This window comes from Micromonospora sp. SCSIO 07396 (genome assembly GCF_053667945.1).
This window is the reverse complement of record NZ_CM132210.1, coordinates 2,553,038-2,577,393: the sequence shown is the minus strand read 5'-3', so window position 1 is coordinate 2,577,393 and position 24,356 is coordinate 2,553,038. Positions and strand designations below refer to the sequence as shown.

At 74.2% G+C, this 24,356-nt stretch carries 19 protein-coding genes; 6 read left to right on the top strand and 13 right to left on the bottom strand.

What is annotated here, in order from left to right:
• Positions 1–30: 30 nt before the first annotated feature.
• The 4 genes from ACWCHM_RS10895 to ACWCHM_RS10880 all read right to left on the bottom strand — a co-directional run bounded on the left by ACWCHM_RS10895 (position 31) and on the right by ACWCHM_RS10880 (position 5,369).
• Positions 31–2,508: an FtsX-like permease family protein gene (locus ACWCHM_RS10895; RefSeq protein WP_454223062.1), complete on the bottom strand. Its 2,478-nt coding sequence runs from the start codon at positions 2,506–2,508 to the stop codon at positions 31–33.
• A 227-nt stretch (positions 2,509–2,735) separates the two neighbouring features.
• Positions 2,736–3,401 carry a response regulator gene (locus tag ACWCHM_RS10890; protein ID WP_204960658.1) on the bottom strand — a complete coding sequence of 222 codons (666 nt, stop codon included), beginning with the start codon at positions 3,399–3,401 and terminating at the stop codon, positions 2,736–2,738.
• Positions 3,398–4,630: a sensor histidine kinase gene (locus tag ACWCHM_RS10885; RefSeq protein ID WP_421488281.1), complete on the bottom strand. Its 1,233-nt coding sequence runs from the start codon at positions 4,628–4,630 to the stop codon at positions 3,398–3,400. The genes ACWCHM_RS10890 and ACWCHM_RS10885 overlap by 4 nt, the downstream gene beginning before the upstream one ends.
• A 58-nt stretch (positions 4,631–4,688) precedes the next feature.
• The gene (locus ACWCHM_RS10880; RefSeq protein WP_281897205.1) at positions 4,689–5,369 is read right to left on the bottom strand and encodes a DUF305 domain-containing protein; all 681 of its coding nucleotides are present in this window, start codon (positions 5,367–5,369) and stop codon (positions 4,689–4,691) included.
• A 139-nt stretch (positions 5,370–5,508) separates the two neighbouring features.
• Here ACWCHM_RS10880 and ACWCHM_RS10875 point away from each other — a divergent pair, with 139 nt between their 5' ends.
• Entirely contained in the window at positions 5,509–6,963 is a 1,455-nt protein-coding gene (locus tag ACWCHM_RS10875; protein ID WP_454222312.1) for an LVIVD repeat-containing protein, read from the top strand.
• Between the two features lie 69 nt (positions 6,964–7,032).
• On the opposite strand, the gene ACWCHM_RS10870 is transcribed toward ACWCHM_RS10875, so the two are convergent.
• The gene (locus ACWCHM_RS10870) at positions 7,033–8,046 is read right to left on the bottom strand and encodes a linear amide C-N hydrolase (RefSeq protein WP_454222311.1); all 1,014 of its coding nucleotides are present in this window, start codon (positions 8,044–8,046) and stop codon (positions 7,033–7,035) included.
• Between the two features lie 151 nt (positions 8,047–8,197).
• On the opposite strand from ACWCHM_RS10870, the gene ACWCHM_RS10865 reads away from it, so the two are divergent.
• On the top strand, positions 8,198–9,424 hold the full coding sequence (locus ACWCHM_RS10865; RefSeq protein ID WP_281897199.1) for an SLC13 family permease: 1,227 nt from the start codon (positions 8,198–8,200) through the stop codon (positions 9,422–9,424).
• A gap of 16 nt (positions 9,425–9,440) precedes the next feature.
• Here the strand turns inward: ACWCHM_RS10865 and ACWCHM_RS10860 are convergent, their stop codons facing one another.
• The 3 genes from ACWCHM_RS10860 to ACWCHM_RS10850 all read right to left on the bottom strand — a co-directional run bounded on the left by ACWCHM_RS10860 (position 9,441) and on the right by ACWCHM_RS10850 (position 13,487).
• Positions 9,441–10,397: a hypothetical protein gene (locus ACWCHM_RS10860; RefSeq protein ID WP_454222310.1), complete on the bottom strand. Its 957-nt coding sequence runs from the start codon at positions 10,395–10,397 to the stop codon at positions 9,441–9,443.
• Positions 10,398–10,606: 209 nt separating this feature from the next.
• Positions 10,607–12,844: a glycoside hydrolase family 9 protein gene (locus ACWCHM_RS10855; RefSeq protein WP_454222308.1), complete on the bottom strand. Its 2,238-nt coding sequence runs from the start codon at positions 12,842–12,844 to the stop codon at positions 10,607–10,609.
• Between the two features lie 115 nt (positions 12,845–12,959).
• A complete protein-coding gene (locus ACWCHM_RS10850; protein WP_204960651.1) occupies positions 12,960–13,487 on the bottom strand; it encodes a 2'-5' RNA ligase family protein in 528 nt (175 codons plus the stop codon).
• A gap of 99 nt (positions 13,488–13,586) precedes the next feature.
• Between ACWCHM_RS10850 and ACWCHM_RS10845 the strand changes: the two genes are divergently transcribed.
• Complete coding sequence (locus tag ACWCHM_RS10845; RefSeq protein WP_204960650.1) at positions 13,587–15,305, top strand: DEAD/DEAH box helicase; 1,719 nt, start codon at positions 13,587–13,589, stop codon at positions 15,303–15,305.
• Positions 15,306–15,361: 56 nt separating this feature from the next.
• Here ACWCHM_RS10845 and ACWCHM_RS10840 read toward each other — a convergent pair whose 3' ends face one another.
• Together ACWCHM_RS10840 and lon are read right to left on the bottom strand one after the other, a co-directional pair.
• Positions 15,362–15,733 carry a DoxX family protein gene (locus tag ACWCHM_RS10840; RefSeq protein ID WP_204960649.1) on the bottom strand — a complete coding sequence of 124 codons (372 nt, stop codon included), beginning with the start codon at positions 15,731–15,733 and terminating at the stop codon, positions 15,362–15,364.
• Between the two features lie 127 nt (positions 15,734–15,860).
• On the bottom strand, positions 15,861–18,197 hold the full coding sequence (gene lon / locus ACWCHM_RS10835) for an endopeptidase La (RefSeq protein WP_454222307.1): 2,337 nt from the start codon (positions 18,195–18,197) through the stop codon (positions 15,861–15,863).
• Between the two features lie 243 nt (positions 18,198–18,440).
• Here lon and ACWCHM_RS10830 point away from each other — a divergent pair, with 243 nt between their 5' ends.
• Positions 18,441–18,788, top strand: coding sequence for a histone-like nucleoid-structuring protein Lsr2 (locus ACWCHM_RS10830; RefSeq protein WP_204960647.1), 348 nt, complete (start codon positions 18,441–18,443; stop codon positions 18,786–18,788).
• A 212-nt stretch (positions 18,789–19,000) separates the two neighbouring features.
• On the opposite strand, the gene ACWCHM_RS10825 is transcribed toward ACWCHM_RS10830, so the two are convergent.
• Positions 19,001–20,293, bottom strand: coding sequence for a hypothetical protein (locus ACWCHM_RS10825; RefSeq protein WP_454222305.1), 1,293 nt, complete (start codon positions 20,291–20,293; stop codon positions 19,001–19,003).
• A 321-nt stretch (positions 20,294–20,614) separates the two neighbouring features.
• Positions 20,615–21,487 (bottom strand): hypothetical protein, encoded by an 873-nt coding sequence (locus tag ACWCHM_RS10820; protein ID WP_454222304.1) that lies wholly within the window; start codon positions 21,485–21,487, stop codon positions 20,615–20,617.
• 142 nt (positions 21,488–21,629) lie between these two features.
• Between ACWCHM_RS10820 and ACWCHM_RS10815 the strand changes: the two genes are divergently transcribed.
• Positions 21,630–22,739: a DICT sensory domain-containing protein gene (locus tag ACWCHM_RS10815; RefSeq protein ID WP_281897186.1), complete on the top strand. Its 1,110-nt coding sequence runs from the start codon at positions 21,630–21,632 to the stop codon at positions 22,737–22,739.
• Positions 22,740–22,754: 15 nt separating this feature from the next.
• Positions 22,755–23,471: a helical backbone metal receptor gene (locus ACWCHM_RS10810; RefSeq protein ID WP_204960644.1), complete on the top strand. Its 717-nt coding sequence runs from the start codon at positions 22,755–22,757 to the stop codon at positions 23,469–23,471.
• A 21-nt stretch (positions 23,472–23,492) separates the two neighbouring features.
• Here ACWCHM_RS10810 and ACWCHM_RS10805 read toward each other — a convergent pair whose 3' ends face one another.
• Positions 23,493–24,182, bottom strand: coding sequence for a CBS domain-containing protein (locus tag ACWCHM_RS10805; protein WP_204960643.1), 690 nt, complete (start codon positions 24,180–24,182; stop codon positions 23,493–23,495).
• Positions 24,183–24,356: the final 174 nt, after the last annotated feature.

The window sequence follows — 24,356 nt, the reverse complement described above, 5'->3', positions numbered from 1 at the left end:
CCCGCCGACCGACGGGGCGACGGCCGGCGGTCACTGCCCGCCGAGCGCCTCGACCACCGGGCGGGCCAGGGCACGCCGGGCCGGCAGCACCGAGGCGGCCAGCGCGGCGAGCACCGCCACGGCGAGGATCAGCCCGAGCCGGCCCCAGGGCAGCACCAGCGTGAAGCCGCCACCGAGGCGGGCCACGAAGGCCACCGCGCCGGCGCTGACCGCGACCCCCAGCGCGGTGCCGAGCACCGCCCCGACCAGGGCGGTCAGCACCGCCTCCAGGGCCAGCAGCAGCCGCATCCGCCTTCGGGACAGCCCCACGGCGCGCAGCACGGCGTGTTCCCGGGTGCGTTCCACCACCGAGAGGCTGAGCGTGTTCGCGACGCCGACCAGGGCGATCACCACGGCCAGGCCGAGCAGCGCGGTGACGAAGGCGAGCAGCATGTCCACCGTGCCGGTGAGCATCCTCTTGTAGGCCGCCTGGTCCATCAGGTTCACCGTCGGGTACCGGGCGGCCACCGCCTCGATGGCGGCGCGGGCCCGTTCGGCGGGCACCCCGTCGGCCGGTTCGACCTCGGCCAGTTGGCCGCGTTCGTTCGGGTAGAGCGCGGTGAAGTCGCTGTCGGCCAGGTCGACCACGTGCCCGGCGGGCACCCCCTGCGACGTCGGGCCGTCGGCGGCGACCACGGCGGCCACCCGGAACGGACGCCCGGCGACGGTGACCGTCGACCCCACCCGCCAGCCCCGGGCGGCGGCCAGCTCGCGGTGCACCAGCACCGACCCCGGCCCCAGGTCCGCGACGTCCCCGGCGTCGACCGCGTCGAGGGTACGCCGGGCCAGCGCCGGGTGGGCCGAGCGCAGCTCGACACCGTCGACGACCCGGTTGCGGTGCTCGTGCACCACTCCCACCTCGGGTCGGGCGGCCAGCTCAGCGGCGAGCGGGGCGGGCAGCTCGACACCGACGCCGGTGACCACGAAGTCGACGCCGACGCGGGCGTCGACCGCCCGCTCGATGCCCACCTTGACGCTGCCCGCGCCGACCACGAACGCCGAGACCAGCCCGATGCCGATCACCAGGGCGGTGGCGGTCGCCGACACCCGGCGCGGGTTGCGGCCCGCGTTGGCCACGGCGAGCGCCGCGGTGGCCCCGAACACCTGCCGCAACGGCCTGCCGAACAGCCGGACCAGCACCGGCACCAGCAGCGGACCGAACAGGACGATCCCGAAGAAGGACAGCACCCCGCCCACGGCGACCAGGACGATCTGCCCGACGGCGGCGGCCCCGGCCAGCGCGGCGATGCCGGCCAGGCCGACCAGCGCGCCGAGGGTCAGCCGGACCCGCCCGACGCCCCGGGCCGGCTGCCCGGCGGCGGCGGTGAGGGCGGCCACCGGCGGCACCCGGGTGCCCTGCCAGGCGGGCAGCAGCGCGGACCCGACGGTGACCAGGGTGCCGAGCAGCAGGCTGAGCCCGACCGTCCGGCCGGTCACCGTCAGGCCGGCGACGGTCAGCGGCAGGTCGAGCCGGGGGACCAGGACCGCCGCCCCGGCGGCGAGCCCGGCCCCGAGCCCGATCCCGAGGGCCGAGCCGGCCAGTCCGAGCACCGCCGCCTCCAGCACGGCGGCCCCGAAGACCTGCCCCCGCCGGGCCCCCACCAGCCGCAGCAGCGCGGTCCGCCGGGTCCGCTGGGCGAGCACGATGGCGAAGGTGTTGGCGATGACGAACCCGGCCACCACCACCGCCACCCCGGCGAAGATGAGCAGCACCAGGCGGAACTGGTCGAGGTCGCGCACCCCGTCCTCGACGGCCTCGTCGAGGATGCGCTGCCGCGACTTGACCGTGGCGTCCCCGCCGACCACGGCGGCCACCCGGTCGGCCAGGGCCGGCCCGGCGGTCCCCGGGGCGGCGGCCACCATGATCCGGTCGTAGCCCGGTCTCCCGCCGACGGCCAGCGCGTCCGCGCCGACCAGCCCGACGAACGGGCCGCCGACGTCACGCGTGCTGTCGGCCACGTCGACCGTGCCGACCAGGGTGTACGGGCGGGCCGCGCCGGTCGCGCCGCCGACGCCGACCGGGCTACCGAGGGTGAACCCCTGCGCGGCGACCGTGGGCGCGTCGAGGACCACCTCGCCGGGGCGGTCGGGCAGCCGGCCGGCGACCACGTCGTAGGAGCGCAACGCGGGTCCGGTGGGGATCGCGGCGAGCAACCCGACGCCGAGCACCGGCCGGCCGTCGACGCCGACCACCCCGACCAGGGCGGTCAGTTCCCCGGCGGCCTCGGCCACCCCGTCGACCGTGCGCACCCGGTCGACCAGGGACGGCGGCAGGGTGGCCCGGTCGGGGTAGACGCCCAGGTCGGTGTGCCTGTCGAAGGCGCCGGCCCGCGCGTACGCCCCGGCCTGCATGCCGTCGGTGAGCATGAGCGTGCCGGCGACGAAGGCGACGCCGAGCACGATCGCCACCGAGGAGAGCAGCAGGCGCAGCGCGTCGGCGCGCAGCGTACGCAGGGTCAGCCGCCACATGCCGGTCACCGCCCCCACCGGCGGCGGCCGGCCCGGGGAGCTGCGGGACGGCGGGGTGGGCGGGGCGCGGCAAGGACGGACATGGGGACTCCCGGTCGGCGTGGTACGGGTCCCCTCCGACGCTAGGCAGCGCCCCGGCGGCCCGCGTCCACCCGCACGCGCGACCCGGCTGCGCCACAGGTCGACCCCGACCGGGGTGACCCGTACGACCCAGGTCGTACCCGGCCTCAGCCGCCCGGGGTGACCAGGCCGCTCTCGTACGCCAGGACCACCACCTGGACCCGGTCGCGGAGCTGGAGCTTGGCCAGGATCCGCCCGACGTGGGTCTTCACGGTCGCCTCGGCGACGTGCACCCGGGCGGCGATCTCGGCGTTGGCCAGCCCCTGCGCGACCAGCAGCAGGATCTCCCGTTCCCGGTCGGTGAGCTGGGCCAGTCGCGGGTCCTGCGCGGGGGCCGGGCCGAGCCGGTCGGCGAACCGGTCGAGCAGCCGGCGGGTGATCGACGGGGCGACCACCGAGTCGCCCTCGGCGACCACCCGGATGGCCGCCAGCAGTTCCTCCGGCGGCACGTTCTTGAGCAGGAACCCGCTGGCCCCGGCGCGCAGCGCGGCGAACGCGTCCGCCTCGGTGTCGAACGTGGTGAGCACCAGCACCCGGGGCCGGCCGTCGGTGGAGGCGGCACAGATCCGGCGGGTCGCCTCCACCCCGTCCATGGTCGGCATCCGCAGGTCCATCACCACCACGTCGGCCTCGACCCGGCCCAGCACCCGCAGCGCGTCCGCCCCGTCGATCGCCTCGCCGACCACGGCCAGGTCGGGTTGGGAGTCGAGCACCATCCGGAAGCCGGCCCGGACCAGCGCCTGGTCGTCCACGATCACCACTCGTACGGTCATGCCGCGATCACCTCCGCCTCCGGGGTCGACGGTAGCGGCAGCCGTACCTCGACCTGCCACCCGCCACCGGTTCGGGGGCCGGCGGTGAGGCGGCCGTCGTACACGCCGACCCGCTCGCGCATGCCGACCAGGCCGTGCCCGCCGGAGGGGGCCGGCCGGGCCGGTGGCCGGCCACGCCCGTCGTCGGTCACCCGGACCACCAGCCCGTCGTCGACGCCGAGCAGGACCGTGGCGTGCGCGCCGACCCCGGCGTGCTTGAGGGTGTTGGTCAGGGCCTCCTGCACCACCCGGTAGACGGTCAGGTCGAGCCCGGGTGGCAGGGCGGCCGGCACCTCCTCGGCCCGGTAGCCGACGCTGAGGCCGGCGTCGCGGAATCGGCCCACCAACGCGGGCAGTTCGGCGACGGTGGCGCGGCGGCGTTCCGGTTCGGTGCCGGGGGTGTCCGCGCCGGGGCCGGTCGTCGGCTCCGGCGGGTCGGGCTCGCGCAGCACGTCGACGAGCCGGCGCATCTCCTCCAGGGCCTGTCGGCCGGTGTCGGCCACCACCTTGACCGCGTTCCTGGCGGTGTCCGGGTCCCGGTCGAACATCAGCCGGGCCCCGTCGGCCTGCACGATCATCACCGCCATGCTGTGCGCCACCACGTCGTGCAGCTCGCGGGCGATCCGGGCGCGCTCCCCGACCACCGCCGCGCGGGCCTCGGCCTCGCGTTCCCGTTCCAGGGTGGCCGCCCGCTCCTCCAGGCTGAGCACGTAGAGGCGGCGGGTGCGGACGTTCAGCGCGGCCAGCCACACCCCGCCGGTGATCAGGCCGAAGTAGATCGCCGGGCCCCACCAGGCGACGGCGGTCCGGGCCTGCGAGGCGGCCAGCAGCACCCCGACGGCGGCGACGACCCCGGCCAGCATGCCGTCGCGCAGCCGGTCGGCGTACTTGACCACGCTGTAGAGGGCGATGAGCACGGCGACGTCGTAGGCCAGCGGCCCCCAGCCCGCGACCACCTGGATCAACGCCAGCCCGGCGACGACCGTCGCGACCAGCGACGGGTGGCCGCGCCGGAACAGCAGGGCCACCGCCATGCCCAGGCCGACCAGCGCGGACGGCCAGCCCCCTGGTTGGGCCGACAGGCCGGGCTGGGCCGCCGCCGTGACCAGTGTGAAGAGCACCACCAGCGCGCTGACGCAGACGTCGAAGGCGACGCTGCGCAGCGGGCGACCGAAGAGGGTACGGCTCACGGTGACCGAGCGTAGTGCCCCGTTCGGGGTCGATGCGGGCCCGTGGGTCGACCGGGGCTCAGACCAGCTCGCGCAGCCGGGCGATCTCGACGGTCTGTTCGGTCGCCACCGCGTTGGCGAACTCGTTGAGCTGCTGGTCGACGCCGGCGGAGAGCAGCTGGGTGGCCATTTCCACCGCGCCGGTGTGGTGGGCGGTCATCAGGCGTACGAAGAGCCGGTCGAAGGTGACGCCGCGGGCGTCGGTGAGCTGCCGGATCGCCTCGGGGGTCTGCATGCCCGGCATCAGGCCGTGGTCGTGGCCGGGCTCCCCGGCGGCCAGGCCCCGGGCGTCGAGCCAGCCGCGCAGCAGCCCGATCTCGGGCGCCTGGGTGCCCCGGATCCGGGCGGCGATCGCCTTGACCTGGGCACTGGCGGCCCGGTCGGGGGCCAGCTCGGCCATCTGGAGGGCCTGTTGGTGGTGCGGGATCATCATCCGCACGAACCAGACGTCGGGGGTGTTGTACCGGGGTGTGCCGGGGGCGCGGACCTCCTGGGCGGGCCGGGTCGCGGCGGGTTCCCCCGGCCGGCCGGGCACGATCACCGCGGGGGCGTCGGTCGGCCCGGCCGTGGTCGACGTCGTCGTGGGGGTCGCCGCCGTCGGGGTCGGCGGGCCGTCGGGGCGCAGCGCCAGCCCGACCGGCACCGCGACGGCGGCGGCGACTGTGACGGCGAGCAGGATGCGTCCACGTCGGCCGGTCATGCGCCTCCCTCTCCGGTCGAGGTCGTCGCGATCGTATCCATTCACTGCGGCTGATTGATGTGACGCAGTTCACATCAACTCTCATCACTGGCCGGTAAGGTGCCTGATACGTATCTCCCCCTTTCGAAGGGTTCCGCCGATGATCAGGTTCTCCCTGCCCCGGCCACGGCACCTGAAGATCGTCAGCGTGGTCGCCGCCGGCCTGCTGGTGGCGAGCGTCGCCACCAGCCCGGCGGGCAACGCCGCACCCGCCACCGCGACGCCGGGCGGGACGCCGACAGCCCCGGGCCTCGCCGTCGACGAGATCTCCAGCAGCCCCAACCTGCGCCAGGTCGCCAACCTGCCCAAACAGGCGCCGTTCGACACCACCAGCGCGTTCGGCACCGACATGGCCTTCCAGGGCCGGTACGCCTTCGTCGGCAACTACAACGGCTTCGTCATCTACGACATCGCCCGGCCCGACGCCCCGAAGATCGTGTCGCAGGTGCTCTGCCCCGGCTCGCAGAACGACATCTCCGTCTACGGTGACCTGCTCTTCGTGTCCACCGACTCGTCCCGCACCGACGACTCGTGCGCCAGCGCGAGCCAACCGGCGACGGTGAAGGAGTCCTGGGAGGGCATCAAGGTCTTCGACATCAGCGACAAAGCCAACCCGCGCTACATCAAGTCGGTGGAGACCGCCTGCGGCTCGCACACCCACACCCTCGTCCCCGGCAAGGACCGCAGGACCGTCTACCTGTACGTGTCGTCGTACAGCCCCCGGGCGGACTTCCCCGACTGCCAGCCACCGCACGACTCCATCTCGATCGTCAAGGTCCCGGTGCACAAGCCCACCGACGCGGCCGTGGTCGCCACCCCGAACCTCTTCCCCGACGGCGGCTACGAGGGCATCCCCGGGCAGACCTCGGCCACCACCGGCTGCCACGACATCACCGCCTACCCGACCAAGGACCTGGCCGCCGGCGCCTGCATGGGTGACGGCGTACTGCTGGACATCCGCGACCGCGAGGCGCCCCGGGTGATCAACCGGGTCCGGGACACCGTCAACTTCGCGTTCTGGCACTCGGCGACGTTCAACAACGCCGGAACCAAGGTGGTGTTCACCGACGAACTCGGCGGCGGCGGCGCGGCCACCTGCAACGAGATCGTCGGCCCGAACCGGGGCGCGGACGCCGTCTACGACATCACCGGCCGGGGCGACGCCCGCACGATGGTCTTCCGCAGCTACTACAAGATCCCCCGGACCAACGCCGACACCGAGAACTGCGTGGCCCACAACGGCTCGCTGATCCCCGTGCTCGGCAAGGACGTCATGGTGCAGGCCTGGTACCAGGGCGGGGTCTCGGTCTGGGACTTCACCGACTCGACCCGGCCCAAGGAGATCGGCTTCTGGGAGCGCGGGCCACTGTCGGACACCCAGCTCAGCACCGGTGGCGCCTGGTCGACGTACTACTACAACGGGTACATCTACTCCAGCGACATCCAGAAGGGCCTGGACGTGCTCAAGCTCAGCGACTGGCGGACCTGGACGGCCGACCTGGTCCGGGTGCCCGAGCTGAACGTGCAGACCCAGGCCGGCTACCTGAGCTGGTAGCCGGCACCACAACGACGGACGGCCCGGCCCCCGCGCGTCGGGGGGCCGGACCGTCCGTCCTGCGAGGGGTCAGCTGATCGGCAACCGGTAGCGGCGTTCCTGCCCCCCACCGGCCACGGTGACCAGCCGGACCTCACCGTCACGCAGCCCGTACGTCACCGACCAGCGGGTGTGGCCCTGCCGGACCTGGTCCAGCAGCCGCAGCGCCGCCGCCGGGTCGACCCGGCCGTCGGCCGCGTCCAGCGCCTCCGCCAGGACGCCGTAACGGTGGTCACGGCGACGCTGCTGCTCGGGTACGTCGACCACCGGCACGTTGGTCAGCGCCTGCCACCGCCCCTGCCCCCGCTGCACCCGCATCGTCCCGTCGACGAACTCGACCACCGCCGACCGGCCGCCCGCGTCGGCGAGCAGGTAGTGCAGCGGCGGCCCGCCGTCGAAGTCGAGGTTGTGCCGGCCGAACAGCGCCACCGCCTCGTCCACCGTGGCCGCCCGGTCCAGCACCAGCCGCAGGATGCGCACCGACCCGACGGTGGGCCGGCCGGGCACCGGCTTCGCCGTCGCGGTGTCGTCGGCGGCCAGGCCGACGGCCAGCCCCCGCTCGTTCATCCCGTCGAAGGGCAGCAGCGGCGCGTCGAGCAGCCGGCGGTCGCCGGTCGGGTCCGGGCCCACCCCCAGGTAGGACAGGTCGACCAGGGAGACCGAGGCGTACCCGTCGGGGGGATCGGTGCGCAGCACCATCGCCGGGTTGGCGTCCCAGTCGAAGTTGCGGGCGAACAACGGCCGGGCCGGATCACCCGAGGCGGCGAACAGGGAGCAGCCGAACGGGCCGGTGTCCGGCCGGGCGTCGGTGCCCACCGTCGGATCGTAGCCGCCGACGTAGGTCATCTCGTAGAGCGGCAGGTCGTCGACCTTGCGCAGGCTGTCCAGCGTCCGGCGGGCCTGCTCCGGGTCCTGTCGGGAGGCGAGCGGCGGGCTCGCCGACGCCGGGCCGGTCGGGGTGGCCCGATCCGTCGGGGTGGCCGAGGCACAGCCGGCGGCGACGAGCGACAGGGCCAGTCCGGCCCCCAGCAGCATCCTGCGCATATCTCCTGAACGCTAGGGCAGCGGTGCCGGGATGTCCACCGTGGCGGTAACCGCGGACGTCGATGCCGGGCCGGTCGGTACGGGGGTCGCCAGCGGGCAGTTGCGGCCAACCGGCCGCACGGCCGGGCCGGCTGTGCGAGGATCGTGCGCCGTGACACCTGCCGGCGGGACACCGCCCGTACCGACCGAGCGGCCCCGCAGGTTGCGGCTGCACCCGCTGGACCAGGTGGCGATCGGGCTGGCCCTGCTGGGGCTCGGCGCGGTGGTCACCGGCCTGCTCCCCCGGGCCGACGCCGAGGCCACCCTGCACCGCATCCTGCCGCTGCTGCTCTTCCTCGGCGCGGTGGTGGTGCTCGCCGAACTGACCGCCGTCGCCGGGGTGTTCGACGTGCTGGCCAGCCGGCTGGCGATCACCGCCCGGGGCAGCTTCGCCGCCCTGTTCCTGCTCTGCGTCGGGTTCGCCTCGCTCACCACCATCGCCCTCAACCTGGACACCACCGCGGTGCTGCTCACCCCGGTGATGATCGCGCTGGCCCGGAGGTTGGACGTCGCCCCGGGTCCGCTGGCGATGACCACCGTCTGGCTGGCCAACACCGCCAGCCTGCTGCTGCCCGTGTCGAACCTGACCAACCTGCTCGCCGCCGACCGGATCGCGCTGGCCCCGGCGGCGTACGCGGCCCGGATGGCGTTGCCGCAGGTCGCGGCGATCGGGGTGACCATGGCCGGGTTGTGGCTGTGGTACTGGCGGCGGGGGCGGCGCGACGTCGACCGGTTCACCCCTCCCCCGCCGCACCGGGTGGCCGACCGGCTGCTGTTCGGCACGGCGGTCGCCGGCTGTCTGCTGCTCGTCGCCGGCATCCTGGTCGGGGTGGAGATCGGCGTGGCCGCCGCCGTCGCCGCCGGGCTGGTGGTGGCCGGTTTCGCGGTCCGGTCCCGGCGGACCCTGCGCCCGGCGCTGCTGCCCTGGCGGCTGCTGGTCTTCGTGACCGGCCTGTTCCTGGTGGTGCAGACCCTCGGCCGGCACGGGCTGGACGACCTGGTGTCCGTGCTGCTCGGGGACGCCGGGGGCACGGCGGGGGCGCTGCGCGCCGGGGGCACCGGGGCGTTGCTGGCCAACCTGGTCAACAACCTGCCCGCCTACCTGGCCGGGGAGGCGGTGCTCCCGACCGGTGACGAGACCCGGCTGTTGGCGTTGCTGATCGGCACCAACGTGGGCCCGCTGGCGGTGCCGTGGGCGTCGCTGGCGACCCTGCTGTGGTTCGAGCGGTGCCGGGCCGCCGGGGTGGCCGTGCCGCTGGGCCGGTTCGTGGCGACCAGCGCGGTGGTCGCGGTCCTCGGTACCCTCGCCGCGGTGCTCGCCCTGCTGGTCGCCGGCTGACCCGCCGGCGGGGTCGTCAGATCCCCATCTCGGCCTCGTACGCCGAGCGCAGCCGGGCGCGGGCGGACGGGGCCAGGCAGACGTGCCAGGCGGGTCCCTCGTCGATGACGTTCAGTTCACCGGCGGCCTGCCGGGCCAGCAGGATCTCGGCCAGCACGTCCCGCGCGCCGAACCGGTCGTACCAGGCCAGTTCCACGTCCACCGCCCAACCGAGGCAGTGACCGCTGGGCAGCATGGCCGGCCGGCCGAGCCGGCGCAGCCGGTACTGGTGTTCGGTGCTGTGGGCCAGGCTGGTCACCCACAGCGGTGGGGTCTGCGCCGGGGCGGACCGGGCGAACTCCCGGGACAGGTCGTTGAGGAGCGCGACGACCTCCCGGCGGGTCCGGCGGAACGCCACTCCGGCGGTCGGCGGGGCGGCCTCCGGCCGCAGCCGGCCCCGGAGGGCGCGCACGCCCCGGCCCAGGACGCCGGCCGGCTGTTCCCGGTAGCGGAAGCCGAGCAGACCCCGGCGGCGCAGCCATTCCAGGTCGATCAGGTCGGGATGCGTGTCGACCTGCTCGTCGGTCGCCAGGACGGTGGTGTCCCGCCACCACATCAGGTCGATGCGGGAGAGCAGGTAGATCCGGACCAGCGCGGTCAGGTCGGGGCCGGCGTCGGGCCGGTCGGGCTGGTGCCGGGCCAGTTCCAGCAGGAGGGTCTCCCGGGCGCCCAGCACCCCCTGCCCGGTGGCGTCGAGCACGTCGGCGATGGCTGGCTCGCGCAGCCGCTCGTCGAGCAGCACCTGACGGGCGGCGGTGCCGGCGGTCCCGGCGAGCGCGCCGACCTCGACCAGCAGTTCGGCGACCGCCTGCCGGTACGCGTCGAGGTCGGGGGCGGCCGGCCGCACGCACCGGGTCGGGGTGGGCGTCCGCCGGGCCGGGGCGGGCGGGGTGACGCCGGGTTGGGGGCCGGGGCTTCGGCTGGGCACGCGCATGGTCGGTCCTCTCCCGGTGCGACACGGTGCGGATGAACCTGAGGGCACCGTAACCGTGGTGAACCGGTGGAGACCGAGCATTCCTCCCATGACCCCCAAAGGGCGACACGTGGCCGGCGGTGTCGCCAGGTCCCACACCGGCCGGGGCCGGTGGCCGACCGCGACCGGGCCGCCCGCCGACGCGCGACGGACGGCCCGGGGCGGACGGGTCAGCGCAGCGTGCAGGCCGTCCCGTTCACGGCGAACCCGGTCGGGGTCGCGTTCGTGCCGGTGTAGGAGGCGTTGAAGCCGAGGTTGACCGAGCCGTTCGGCGCGACCGCGCCGTTGTAGCTCTCGTTGGTCACCGTGACCTCGCTGCCGCTCTGGCTGAACCGGCCCGACCAGCCCTGGCTGATCTGCTGGTTACCGGTGAACCGGAAGGTCAACCGCCACGACGACCAGGCCGCCGCGCCGGTGTTGGTCAGCGTGACGCTGCCGGTGAAGCCGGTGCTCCAACTGTTCGCCGAGTAGGTCACCGCGCACCCGCCACCCGCGGGCGGGGTGGTGGTGGGCGGGGGCGTGGTGGTCGGCGGGGGCGGCGTGGTGGTCGGCGGCGGCGTCACCGTGGGGGTCGGCGTCGGGTCCGGACCGGTGCCGGTGCCGGCCTGTTCGGCCGCCCAGTGCACCAACCACGCCAGCGCCGAGTTCCAGTTGATCGCCACCTCGTTGACCGAGTACGCCCCGATGTCGTCGACGTAGCACTTCTGCGGCTTGCAGCCACCGAGCTGGGCCTGCACCACCGGGTCCTGCAACTCGCTGTTCGGTCCGCCGGAGAGCGAGCCGGGCGGCGCGGTGGGCAGCGAGCCGTCGTTCTGGTTGGCCCAGAACCGGTGGTGCACGTTGCGCACCGGCTTGTCCCCGTAGCCGGCCACGTAGGACTGGTTGAGCGGGTTACGGCCGAGCAGGTAGTCGTAGGCGGCGAAGGCACCGTTGCGGTACTTCGGGGTGCGGGTCAGGTCGTAGGCCACGGCGAGCGCGTTGGCGTTGTTGGCGACCGCGCCGTTGGAACCCCAGTAGTACGTGCCGTTGCCGCTGCCCGGGGCCGGGTAGCCCTGGTTGGCGATCTGGGCGAGCATCCGGTCGGCGAAGGAGACGATCGCCGCCCGGATCGCGCTCACGTCGCCGCTGGCCAGGCCGGTCGGCACCAGCGCCAGGGTGGTGTCACCCAGCCCGGCCGTCCAGCTCCAGTCGTACGCGCCCCGGGTGAAGCTCGTGCCCCGGGCGTGCGGGGAGCTGCTGAGGTCGTTGCGGTAGCCGGTGGTGCCGGTGGTGGCGTACAGCTCCGCCGCCGCCCAGTAGAACTCGTCGGTGACGGTGTTGTCCTCGTACGCGCCGCCGCCGGTGTTGTCGGTGGCGGGGGCGAGCCGGTTCGGGTTGGCCTTCGCCGCGGCGTACGCCTTCTCGGCGGCGGCCAGGGCCCGGGAGGCGAACGCGGCGTCGAACGGGCGCCACAGCCGGGACGCCTGGGCGGCCACGGCGGCCATGTTGAGCGTGGCGGCGGTGCTCACCGGGGAGAGCAGCCGCGCCTCGCTGTCCAGCTCGGGGCGGGTGGGCAGGGCGGTCCAGTTCTGGTCGTGGATCTTGTGGTGCACCATGCCGGCGTTGGTCCGGCCGTCCGGCACCTGCATCTTGAGCAGGAACTCCAGCTCCCAGCGGGCCTCGTCGAGCACGTCCGGCACCCCGTTGGACCGCTCGGGGATGGCCAGCGTGCCGTCGGCGACGGCCGACTTGTCGGCCCCGGCGACGTGCAGGGTCCGCTCGTAGATGTTCTGCAGCTGCCAGGTGGCCAGGCCACCGTTCACCACGTACTTGCCCTGGTCACCGGCGTCGTACCAGCCACCGCGCACGTCCAGGGTGTAACCGCAGGAGGTGCGGCAGGGCACGTTGTTGTCCCCCCGGTTGGGGGCGACGTTGACGTGCCCGGCCGGGCGGGCGTAGCGGGAACCGACGTACTGGGCGTCGATCGGGGTGCCGCTGCGCTGGTGGTAGAAGAACGCCAGCGAGTCCCCGCGCAGCCGGCGCACCGCGTCGGCGGAGATGTCGAACGGGTAGCTGTTGCTCCCGCCGACCGACAGCACGTAGCCGGTGCCGGGGGTGTCGTAGGCCGAGAAGTCCGCGATGTGCACCGGGTCGCCGGAGAGCGCGTCGGTGCCCCGTACCGTGGTCTGCCCGGAGGCGACCGTGGCGCCGCCGGCGTTGCGCAGCGTCCAGCCGAGCGGGGAGTTCGCGGAGTTCACGACGGTCGCCTGCTTGGGCAGCCCTGGCACGTAGGCGACCTGGTTGACCTTGACCGGTGAGCCGGGGTCGGGGGCGGCTGAGGCGAGCTGCGGCACGGCCGCGAGCCCGCCGAGGGCGAGCAAGGCGGCAGCCGCGAGCGCGACCGGACGCCGTCGGGAATGCTGGGGCATGGGGCCTCTTCCGGTGGGGATGGCAGTGACCATCCGACCGGACCGACGCAGCATTGACCCGCCGGGCGGTCGGATGGACCGTCGACGGGAGCGCTCCGCCCACCATAGACCACCGTCAGTCCGCCGGAAAGTCACCGCCCAACGGCTGGACGGTCCGGGTGTCGCCGTCGTAGCTGCGCGCCGCCACGAGCGCGCCCGCCGGCCGCCCGCCGCCGACCACGGCGCGGGCCAGCCGCCGATCCCGGTCGCGGAAGCGCAGCGCAAGGCTCAGGTGCGGCACCCAGGTCCCCGGGGCGTGCCAGGGCCGCTGCCCGGGAACGCCGTGCAGCGCCTCCCAGACGGCCTCGTGCAGGGCGGTCAGCGCCGGGTCGGGCCGGACCAGCCACACCAGCGGGGCGCTGCCGTCGAGCACCGTCACCCGCTCCAGGGCGACCGGCAGCGGCAACGCGGTGGCGAACAGGACGGCGAGCCGGTCGGCGACACCGGGCGGGAACGCCTCGACGGCGGCCAGTGTCAGGTGCGGCCGGTTCGTCGGATGGCCGTGCCGGGCGAGGCTGGGCAGCCCCGCCTCGGCCAGCCGGTCCCAGGCGGTCCGCACCGTCCGCTCCAGCGCCGGGCAGCAGAGCAGTTCCACCGTACGCACGCCCGTCAGGCTAACCGGCGGGCGGGCTCGGCTGTGCCGGTCGGCACGGTGGGGCCGGTCGGCGGCACGGCCCGACCGGGGTGATGGAAAACTTTGCCCATGAGTTCCGCACCCACACCGACCGACCTCTCCGCTCCCGGCGACTCCGACGGCGGGCCCGCCTTCGTGGATCTCGGGCTGCGCGCCGAGTTGCTGGGCGCCCTCGCCGCGCTCGGCTACGAGGAGCCGACCCCCATCCAGCGGGAGGCGATCCCCCTGCTGCTGTCGGGACGGGACCTGCTCGGGCAGGCGGCCACCGGTACGGGCAAGACCGCCGCGTTCGCCCTGCCGCTGTTGCAGCGGATGCCGCAGAACCGCCAGGGCGGCGACCCGGTGTCGCTGGTGCTGGTGCCCACCCGGGAGTTGGCCGTGCAGGTCTCCGAGGCGTTCCACCGCTACGGCAAGGACCTGGGCGCCCGGGTGCTGCCGATCTACGGCGGCCAGCCGATCGGCCGCCAGCTACGTGCCCTGGACCTGGGCGTGGACGTGGTGGTGGCGACCCCGGGCCGGGCGCTGGACCACATCGCCCGGGGCACCCTGCGGTTGGGTTCGCTGGCCACGGTCGTGCTGGACGAGGCCGACGAGATGCTCGACATGGGCTTCGCCGAGGACATCGAGGCGATCCTGGAGCACGCGCCCGCGCAGCGGCAGACGGTGCTCTTCTCGGCCACCATGCCGGCCCGGATCGACGGGCTCGCCCGCCAGCACCTGACCGACCCGGAGCGCATCCAGATCGGGCGGGAGCAGCCGGTGGCCGGCGAGGCCCCCCGGGTCCGGCAGAGCGCCTACATCGTCTCCCGGGCGCACAAGCCAGCGCTGCTGGGCCGGGTGCTGGACGTGGAGTCCCCGACGGCGGCGATCGTCTTCTGCCGCAGCCGGGAGGAGGTCGACCGGCTCACCGAGACGATGAACGGACGCGGCTACCGGGCCGAGGCGCTGCACGGCGGGATGAGCCAGGAGCAGCGGGACCGGGTGATGGGTCGGCTGCGCGCCGGCACCGCCGACCTGCTGGTGGCCACCGACGTGGCGGCCCGGGGGCTGGACGTCGAGCAGCTCACCCACGTGGTCAACTACGACGTGCCGTCCGCACCGGAGTCGTACGTGCACCGGATCGGCCGGGTGGGCCGGGCCGGCCGGGAGGGGGTGGCGATCACCCTGGCCGAGCCCCGGGAGCACCGGATGCTCAAGACCATCGAGCGGGTCACCGGCCAGCGGATCACCATCGACAAGATCCCGACGGTGGCCGACCTGCGCACCCGGCGGCTGGCGCTGACCCAGGCGGCGCTGCGGGAGAGCCTGCTGGAGGACGACCTGGACCCGTTCCGGGTGATCGTCGAGTCGCTGTCGGACGAGTTCGACCTGATGGAGGTGGCGCTGGCCGCGGTCAAGCTGGCCCACGAGGCGGCCCTGCCGGGCTCCGACGACGAGGAGGAGATCCCGCAGGTGCCGGTCCGCCCGGCTCGGGAGCCCCGCCCCGGGTTCGACAGCCGGGGTGGGGACCGGCGCGGCGGCGGCCGGCCCCGCACGGGCGGCACCGCGCAGGTCTTCATCGGCCTGGGCCGCCGGGCCGGGGTACGCCCGCAGGACCTGGTCGGCGCGATCACCGGTGAGACCCGGGTGAGCGGCCGGGACATCGGCTCGATCGAGATCGCCGACCGGTTCTCGCTGGTGGAGGTGCCGCAGGGCGTCGCCGACGAGGTGATCGCCGGGCTGCGCAACAGCACCATCAAGGGCCGCAAGGCGACCGTACGGCGCGACCGCGGCGTCGACGGGCGCTGACCCGGACGCGACACCGGCCCGCCTCCCCACGCGGGATGCGGGCCGGTCACGGCGGCTCAGAGCGGGTACGGCCCGAACCGGCCCCAGGCGACGAGTGCCGCCAGGACCAGCAGCGCCACGGTCACCACGGTGCCGGGGAGTTCCTTGGCGCGGGCGTGCACCACGATCGCGCCGGCCATCACGATGACCAGTCCGACGGCGGCCAGCGGGGTGAGCACCGTGGCGATGCCGGTGAGGCCGGGCAGGACCAGCCCCAGCGCGGCCAGCAGCTCGGCCGCGCCGAGCGCCTTGACCTGAAGCGGCGGGGTGTTCCGCACCCACCCCATCCGGTCGAGCAGCTTCTCCCTGGGCTGGGTGAGCTTGGTCAAGCCTGCGCCGGCGAAGAGCGCGGCGAGCAGGATCTGCACGATCCACAGGAACACGTTCACGGGTGGTCGCCTCCGGGGGGTGCCACCGGACGGTGGCGGATGCGGGAAACGGGAGAGGTCCAGGCTACGGGCCCGCAGCGGCCCCCGACGCCGGGCGCGACGTCGGGGGCCGTGCGGTGGGTTCCGGTCAGGCGGCGCCGACCGGTCGACCGCCGAGCGTGTCCGCGTCGATCTCGGCCGGGCGCAACGCCAGGGCGAGCACGTCGGCCACGTCGGCCAGGGTGTGCACGGTCAGCGCCGCGCGCACCTCGGTGGGCAGGTCGTCGAGGTCCGGCTCGTTGCGGGCCGGGATGATCACCTCGGTCAGGCCGGCCCGGTGCGCGGCGAGCAGCTTCTGCTTCACCCCGCCGATGGGCAGCACCCGCCCGGACAGCGTCACCTCGCCGGTCATCCCGAACTCGGGCCGTACCGGTCGGCCGGTCACCAGGGAGGCCAGCGCGGTGACCATGGTGATGCCGGCGCTCGGGCCGTCCTTGGGCACCGCGCCCGCCGGCACGTGCAGGTGGATCCGGCGTCCGGCCAGGACGTTCGGGTCGAGGCCGTAGCGCCGCCCGTTGGCGCGCAGGTAGGACAGCGCGATGTGGGCGGACTCCTTCATCACGTCGCCGAGCTGCCCGGTGAGGGTCAACCCGGGCTCACCGTCCATGCTGGTGGCCTCGATGAAGAGCACGTCGCCGCCGGCACCGGTGACGGCCAGGCCGGTGGCCACGCCGGGCACCGCCGTCCGTTCGGCCGACTCCGGGGTGAACTTCGGCCGGCCCAGGTAGCGGGCCAGGGTGTCGGTGTCGACCCGGACCGGGGCCGGGTCGGTGGCCAGGGCCACGGCGACCTTGCGCAGGATCTTCGCCAGGGCCCGTTCGAGCTGTCGGACGCCCGCCTCCCGGGTGTACTCCCCCGCGATCAGCGCCAGCACCTCGTCGGTGACGGTCACCTCGTCGGCGGTGAGGCCGGCCCGCTGGAGCTGCCGGGGCAGCAGGTGGTCGCGGGCGATGGCGACCTTCTCGTCCTCGGTGTACCCGTCCAGGGTGACCAGTTCCATCCGGTCCAGCAGTGGGCCGGGGATGGTCTCCACCACGTTGGCGGTGGCCAGGAAGAGCACGTCGGACAGGTCGAGGTCGACCTCGAGGTAGTGGTCGCGGAAGGTGTGGTTCTGGGCCGGGTCGAGCACCTCCAGCAACGCGGCGGCCGGGTCACCGGCGTATCCGACGGCCAGCTTGTCGACCTCGTCGAGGAGCACCACCGGGTTCATCGAGCCAGCCTCCCGCAGCGCCCTGACGATCCGGCCGGGCAGCGCGCCGACGTAGGTGCGCCGGTGCCCACGGATCTCGGCCTCGTCGCGGACGCCGCCCAGGGAGACCCGGACGAAGTTGCGGCCCAGCGCGCGGGCCACCGACTCGCCGAGGCTGGTCTTGCCGACGCCGGGCGGGCCGGCGAGGGCGAGCACCGCGCCGGAGCCGCGTCCGCCGACCACGCCGAGGTTGCGCTCGGCACGACGGTTACGCACCGCGAGGTACTCCAGGATGCGGTCCTTGACGTCGGCCAGGCCGGCGTGGTCGGCGTCGAGCACCGCCCGCGCCGCCGTCAGGTCGGTGTTGTCCTCGGTGCGCGTGTTCCACGGCATCTCCAGCACCGTGTCCAGCCAGGTGCGGATCCAGCCCGCCTCGGGTGAGGCGTCGCTGGCCCGCTCCAGCTTGCCGACCTCGCGCAGCGCCGCCTCGCGGACCCTGTCCGGCAGGTCGGCCGACTCGACCCGGGAGCGGTAGTCGGCGGAGCCGTCCGGCTCGTCCTCGCCGAGTTCCTTGCGGATCGCGGCGAGTTGCTGGCGGAGCAGGAACTCCCGCTGGGACTTCTCCAGCCCCTCCCGGACGTCGCTGTTGATCTGTTCGGTGACCTCCTGCTCGGCCAGGTGGTCCTTCACCCAGCCGACGAGCAGTTCCAGCCGGGCGGTGACGTCCGGCGCGGCGAGCAGTTCGGTCTTCTGCGCCAGGCTGAGCCACGGCGCGTAGCCGGCCGCGTCGGCCAGTTCGGACAGGTCGGTCATCCGCTCCATCGCGTCGATGACCTGCCAGGCGCCCCGCTGCTGGAGCACCGAGGTCATCAGGGCGCGGTACTCGCGGGCCAGGTCGCGGGCGCGGCCGGCGGGGGCGGGTTCGTCGAGCCGGGTGGCCTCCACCCAGAGGGCCGCGCCGGGTCCGGGGACGCCGGAGCCGATCCGGGCGCGGGCGAGGCCGCGCACCACGGCGGCGGGCTCACCGTCGGGCAGGCGGCCCACCTTCTCGATGGTGGCGATCGTGCCGACGGGGCCGTACTCGCCGTCGATGCGGGGTACGGCGAGCAGGGTCTTGTCGCCACTGGCCCGGGCGGCGTCGACGGCGGCCTGGGTGGTCGGGTCGAGGGTCACCGGGATGACCATGCCGGGCAGCAGGACGACGTCGGTCAGGGGAAGTACCGGAAGGGTTGCCATCGGACACCTGCCATCACTTGAGGTTGAGCGTGTCTCACTCAAGTCACAAACCGTGCCCCGTGTTCCGACCTGTGACCCAGGACACATCCCAGCCGTACCGCCACCGCCGGCCAGCATTGGCCGTACCCGGATTTCCCAGGATTGACGCGACCCGCCAAATGAAAGCAAGGCATATTGTTGCGGATTTGCCGCCAGATACGTCAAACTCTTAGCACACCCCGATCACCACAGGGAGTAATGGCGATGGCAAGGAAAGTAATCACCGTTCTGACCGACGACCTCGACGGCGGAAAGGCCGATCGGACCGTCGAGTTCAGCCTGGATGGGGCGGCGTACACCATCGACCTCTCCGACGAGAACGCGGGGGTGCTGCGCAAGGCCCTCGACGCCTACATCACCGCTGGCCGTCGAATGGGCCGGGGCGCCGTCGAGGCCGGTCGCCCGGCCCGCCGCCCGGCCCGGCCCGGCGTCTCGGGAATGGATCGCGAGCAGAACCGTGCCATCCGGGAATGGGCCACCAAGAACGGACACGAAATCTCCGAGCGCGGGCGCATCCCGGTCTCGGTCGTGGAGGCGTGGAAGAGCCGCTGACGACGGGCCGGACCACGAACGGACACGCCGGGGTCACGCTGGGATATCAGCGTGACCCCGGCGTTTTTGCCGTGTCCACAGTTTCCACCCGGCGACCCCGCACCGAAAACATCTGCCGGTAGGCTGCCCGGCCCGCCGGCGCACCCGGCGGGAACGGAACTGCGGGCCATCCCGGAGGTTTCCGGGATGGCCCGCAGTCGTCGCCCGTCGGGTCAGTTGACCCGGATACGCACCACGTCGAAGGCGGGGGTCTGGTTGGCCCGCTCCATCATCGGCACCCGGTGCGAGCCGTCACCGGCCCAGACCGCGCACTGCGCCGTACCCGACTGCGGCAGGCCCGGGATCTGGATGGTCACGTCGTCGGCCTGGTTGCCGCCCTTGCCGTCCTCGGTGGCCACGAAGAACGCCGGCACGTCCTGCGGGTTCGAGGGGGCCTGGTTGGTGTTCTGGAGCATCCGGCAGGCGGTGTGGAAGTGACCGCGGGTCAGGCCCTGACCGTTGAGCACCGAACTCTCCAGGTAGTAGCCACCCTGGCCGGCCGCCAGGAACCGGTCACGGACCAGGTTGCGGGTGGAGACCTTCAGGGTGAAGGCCTGGTTGCGCTGCACCTGGTTGGGGAACTGGGTGATCAGCAGCGACGGGTTGTTGGCCGCCGCGCCCACCTCGCCGAACGCGGTGCTGACGCACCGGTTGCCGTTCTGGAAGCCGTCGTGCGGCTGCAACCGGCTGTTGGCGCAGTCCTTGGCCAGCACGCCCAGGGCGTTGCCGTTGTTGCCGTTGTTGCCGTTGTTGCCGTTCTGGCCGTTGTTGTTGCCGTTCTGGCCGCCGTTGTTGTTCTGGCCGCCGTTGTTGCCGTTCTGGCCGTTGTTGTTGCCGCCGTTGTTCGCCGCGGCGGCCACCTGGCAGCCGGCGAGCTGCTCCAGACCCTGCGGACGCTGGGCGAAGCGGCCGATCGCGGTGGCGATCCGGTTCAGCGCCGACCGGCGCTTGTCGGCCAGCGGGCCGAGGATGGCGTTGTCGATGAACGCCTTGCCGTTGCGCCCCTCGGCCGCCAACCGCTTGTTGGCGTCGTCGATCTGGGTCTTGAGCAGGGCGAGTTCCTTGTCCACCTCGGCCTTGGCCTGGGCCGGGATCTGCGGCAGCCGGGGAGTGACCTCCGGGCAGGCCACCGTCGAGGCCAGCGTGGTCACCGGCGCGTTGCCGGCCTTGACCGCCTGGCACTCGGCGACGGACATCTGGCCGTCACCCCAGTGGTTACGGACCCACCTGCCGTTCTGCCACGTCTGGGTGGTGCTGCCGCGCCCGCTCGGCGAGGTGGCACCGGGGCTCGGTGCGACGCAGGCCGACGAGACGTTGCGGGTCTGCTGCCTCGGCTTGTCCCCGGCCGAGGAGATCTGGGTGACGGCGGCGATACCGCCGAAGACGACGAGCGCACCGACCGCCGCCAGCAGCCGCTTGCTCCGCGCGTTACCGGATGACCGGCGTGCCCCTGTGGACCTGCGCATCGAATTGCTCTCCTTCTCGATCCGGTACCTGACTCGCGCCCCCGACGAGGAGACCCTTTCCGGGTCGGTCACCCCCGCCGGAGACGCTGCGACGTTCCGGTCGCACGTCGATGGCCGACGATGCCTTTCCGCACCGTCCGCCGCGTCGGGTGGCGCGGCTGGGAAGATCCTGTCCATTCCCGCTTAGGTACGGGCCGGCATCGGCGAAGGTTCAACGCGGATCGAGGAATCCCGGACCGTTTTCCGGGCCGGCCGCAATGTCACCAACCGTCGCCGGAAAATGACGGCCGGTCGTTCGGCGGCGGGGCGTTTCGACGGCGGTCAGTCCACGCAGAGGTGATCGAACGCGAACGGGGCGGCCAACTCGTCGCGCTGGTCCCGCAACGCGCGGATCTGCCGACGCAGGTCGTCCCGGTCGAGCAGGGCCGGTTCCTCGTCCTGCGCCCCGGCCAGCCGGTCGCCAACCGCCACCGCGGCGAGATCCTCGGCCAGCCGGCCCGGGTCCACCCCGCAGCGCAGCCGCGCCTCGTGCACCGTGACCCGCTCCACCAGGCACCGGCCGGGACGCACCTCGACCCAGCTCCACCCCTCGGCCGTCCCGTCGCCCCAGCGCACGTGCAACCCGCGCACGATCGGGTCGCTGAGCCGCCGCGACACGTACGCCTCGACGGCCGCCGCCCGGGACAACGCGCCGAGGTCGTTGACCGGCCCGGTACGTCCGTCCGGCAGCCGCCCGACGATGTCCCGGAAGTCCACCGGGGCGTCGTCCGACCCGTCCGGGGCGGCCCCGGCGGCGTAGGCGCGCGCGTCGATGACGTACGTGACGATGCGCCGGCCGTGCCCGGCGGCCCGCAGCGTCGGCGAGCCGATCCGCAGCACCGGCAGGCCCACGGCGGCGCACACCGCGGCGGCCATCCGCCCGGCCCGCTGCCCGGCCGACCCGGGAGGCGCGGTCGGTCCGACGGTCAGGGCGAACAGCGGCACACCGGTGTCGGCCGCGCAGACGACGTGGTCGAACCCCTCGCGCAGGGCGGAACTCCACTGGTGCCCGGTGACCCCGGCCGGTCGGCGCGTCACCAGGTCGCCGAGCCGGCGGGCAGCGTACACGGCCTGACCGGCCCGGACGAACAGCGGCGCGGCACCGGTCGGCACCGGCCGTAGCCGGGCGTCGTCGTCGGTGGCGGTACGCGTCATCGTGCGGTCGGTCCGTCCGTGGCAGGCGAGGGTGACCGGCCGAGTCTAGGACGTCGAGGACGATCACCACCCCGCCGGTTCGGACGACGGACCCGGCACCAGGCGGTTGGTGCGCCCCGGGCGCGATCTCTACGCTCACGGGGTGCTGCACGACGGACCGGCCCCGGAACTGATGACCAAGCGGAGTCTCGTCACGGTCTCCCACGCCATCGAGCGGTCGGCGCTGGCCACCGCCGAGGACGGCCCGCTGGTGGTGATCGCCCTGTTCCAGCGGATGCCGTACTTCCAGCGGGAGCGGGAACGCTACGCCCGGATCGCGGCCGGCGCGGCGGTCACCGTGGTCGGGCTGGTCGGGCAGACACCGCCGGAGCTGCCCGCCGGGGCGTACCCGGTGACGATCGACGACACCGAGGAGCTGGCCCGGGAGTGGAGCGTGGTGGCGCTGACCCCCCGGTTCGGGGCGAGCCTGGTGGCCCGGGACCGCCGGGAGGTGGTGCCGGCCGACACCCTGGAGCAGGGGCGGCTCTTCGCCGGCCGCTGGGGGTTCCGCCGCGACGAGGCGTTGCACGAGGTGATCCGGCTGCGCGCGCAGCTCGGCGACCGGCTCCCCCCGGCCGCCTTGACCGCCGTCGACCAGGTGCTGCACCGGGTCCGGGACCTGCCGGCGACCCCCGGGGAGAGCCGGGCCGAGGCGGCGTTGCGGCTGATGGCCGACCGCGCCGAGCGGGCCCACCACAACGGGCCGGGCCGGCACGCCGAGCCGGAGGACGGCCCGTCGGGGCTGGTGGACGAGCCGACGCTGCGCCGCTGGACCGGGATGGACGGGATCACCGCCACCGGCACCCTGCCGGTGGCCCTGATCGGGGTGCGCGTCGGTGAGCCGGCCGGCGCCCCGGAACGGTTCGGACGCCGCAGCGCGGCACGCGAGGCGCAGGCCCTGATCGCCGCGCTGACCGCCCCGCTGCGCCCGGTCGACCGGGCCGTCCGCCTCACCCCCGACGAGTACCTGCTGGTGCTGCCGGCGTTGACCCGCGAGGAGGCGCTGGCGGTGGCCGGTCAGGTGCACGACTGCGTGGCCGGGCTGGCCAGGTCGTACCCGTTCGTGTCCTTCGCGGTGCACACGGCGGTCACCGTGACCGACCGGCGGCCGTTGCCGGTGGCCGAGGTGCGGCACGCCGTGCAGTGGGCGGCCCGGGAGGGCGTGCCGGTGGCCACGGTGGCCCGGGAGACCGTCGCCAGCGCCGCCCACTGAGGACGGGGGGACGACGTGCGGGTGGTCTCGCTGGTGCCGTCGCTGACCGAGGCGGTGGCGGTGACCGCGCCGGAGCTGCTGGTCGGCGCGACCGACTGGTGCGTGCACCCGGCGGGGCTGGACGTCGCCCGGGTCGGCGGCAGCAAGTACCCCGACCTGGACCGGGTCCGGGCGCTGCGGCCTGACCTGGTGCTGCTCAACGTGGAGGAGAACCGCCGCGTCGACGCGGACACCCTCACCGCGGCCGGGGTGCCGGTGCTGGTCACCTATCCCCGGACCGTGCCGCAGGCCCTCGACGAGCTGGCCGGGGTGCTCGCCGCGCTGGGGGTGACCGGGGAGCCCGGCTGGCTGCTCGACGCCCGCCGGGCGTGGGCCGCGCCCGCCGTCCCCGACCGCCCCCGGCGGGCGGTGGTCCCGGTGTGGCGGCGGCCGTGGGTGGTGCTCGGCGGGGACACCTTCGCCGGGGACGTGCTGCGCCGCCTCGGCGTGGTCAACGTGTACGACGACGACCCGGACCGGTATCCGCGTCCCGACCTCGACGCGCTGCGGGCCCGCCGGCCCGACCTGGTGGTCCTTCCCGACGAGCCCTACGCGTTCACCGCCGACGACGGGCCGGACGCCTTCCCCGGTGTCCGCTGCGCGCTGGTCTCCGGCCGCCACCTCACCTGGTACGGCCCGTCGCTGGCCGAGGCGCCGGCCCTGCTCGCCGCCCAACTCGCCACCCCGGTCTGACCCCGGCGGCCGGAAGGCGGGTCAGGCCACCGGGGTGATGCCCCGCTCCACCAGGCCGGCGTCGTCCACGTCGTACCCGATGGTGCTGGTGACCTGGACCACCCCGCTGACCTGACCGGCGAGCTTCTCCGCCAGCTCGGCGGCGGTCCGCCGGTCGAGCCGGCCGTCCAACCGCACCGCGCCGTCGCGGACCTGCACGGTGACCAGCCCGTCCCGCACGGCCAGCACCCGGCGCAGCACCTCCTGCACCACGTCCTCGCGGATCTCGGCGTCGGTGCGCAGGTGCACCCGCAGCAGGTCGCTGCGGGTGACGATGCCGACCAGCCGGCCCAGGTCGTCCAGGACGGGCAGCCGCTTGACCGCCTCCCGGTCCATCAGCCGGGCCGCCGCCGGCAGCGACGCCCCCGGGAAGGTGGTGACGGCCGGCGCGGTCATCAGCTCCTTCGCCAGCAGCGCCCCGGCCTTCTCCCGGGACGCCCGACGCCGCCGCCCGGTGAACACCCGACGTTCCTCCTGCGCCCCGGAATGCTCCACCTTGTGCAGCAGGTCCGCCTCGGACACCACCCCCAGCACCCGACGGAAGTCGTCCACCACGGGCACCGCGCTGACGCCCCGGCGGATCAGCATGTCGACGATCACCCGGTACGGGGTCTCCTCCCCCACCGTGGCGACCTCCCGGGTCATCACGTCGTCCACCTGCCACGTCCTCATCACGACCTCCTCGCCCGGTTCTCCCGTCCGACGCTAGGGCCGCGCCGACCGGCCGGTACAGGGGCGGGTGGACCGGTGACACCGAGGTCGAAGGTCCCGTCCGCAGGCCCGGGCCAGGGGACTTAGGTCCCGCCCCGGCAGGGACCGGTCGGCCCTGCCGGGGCGACGCCGACC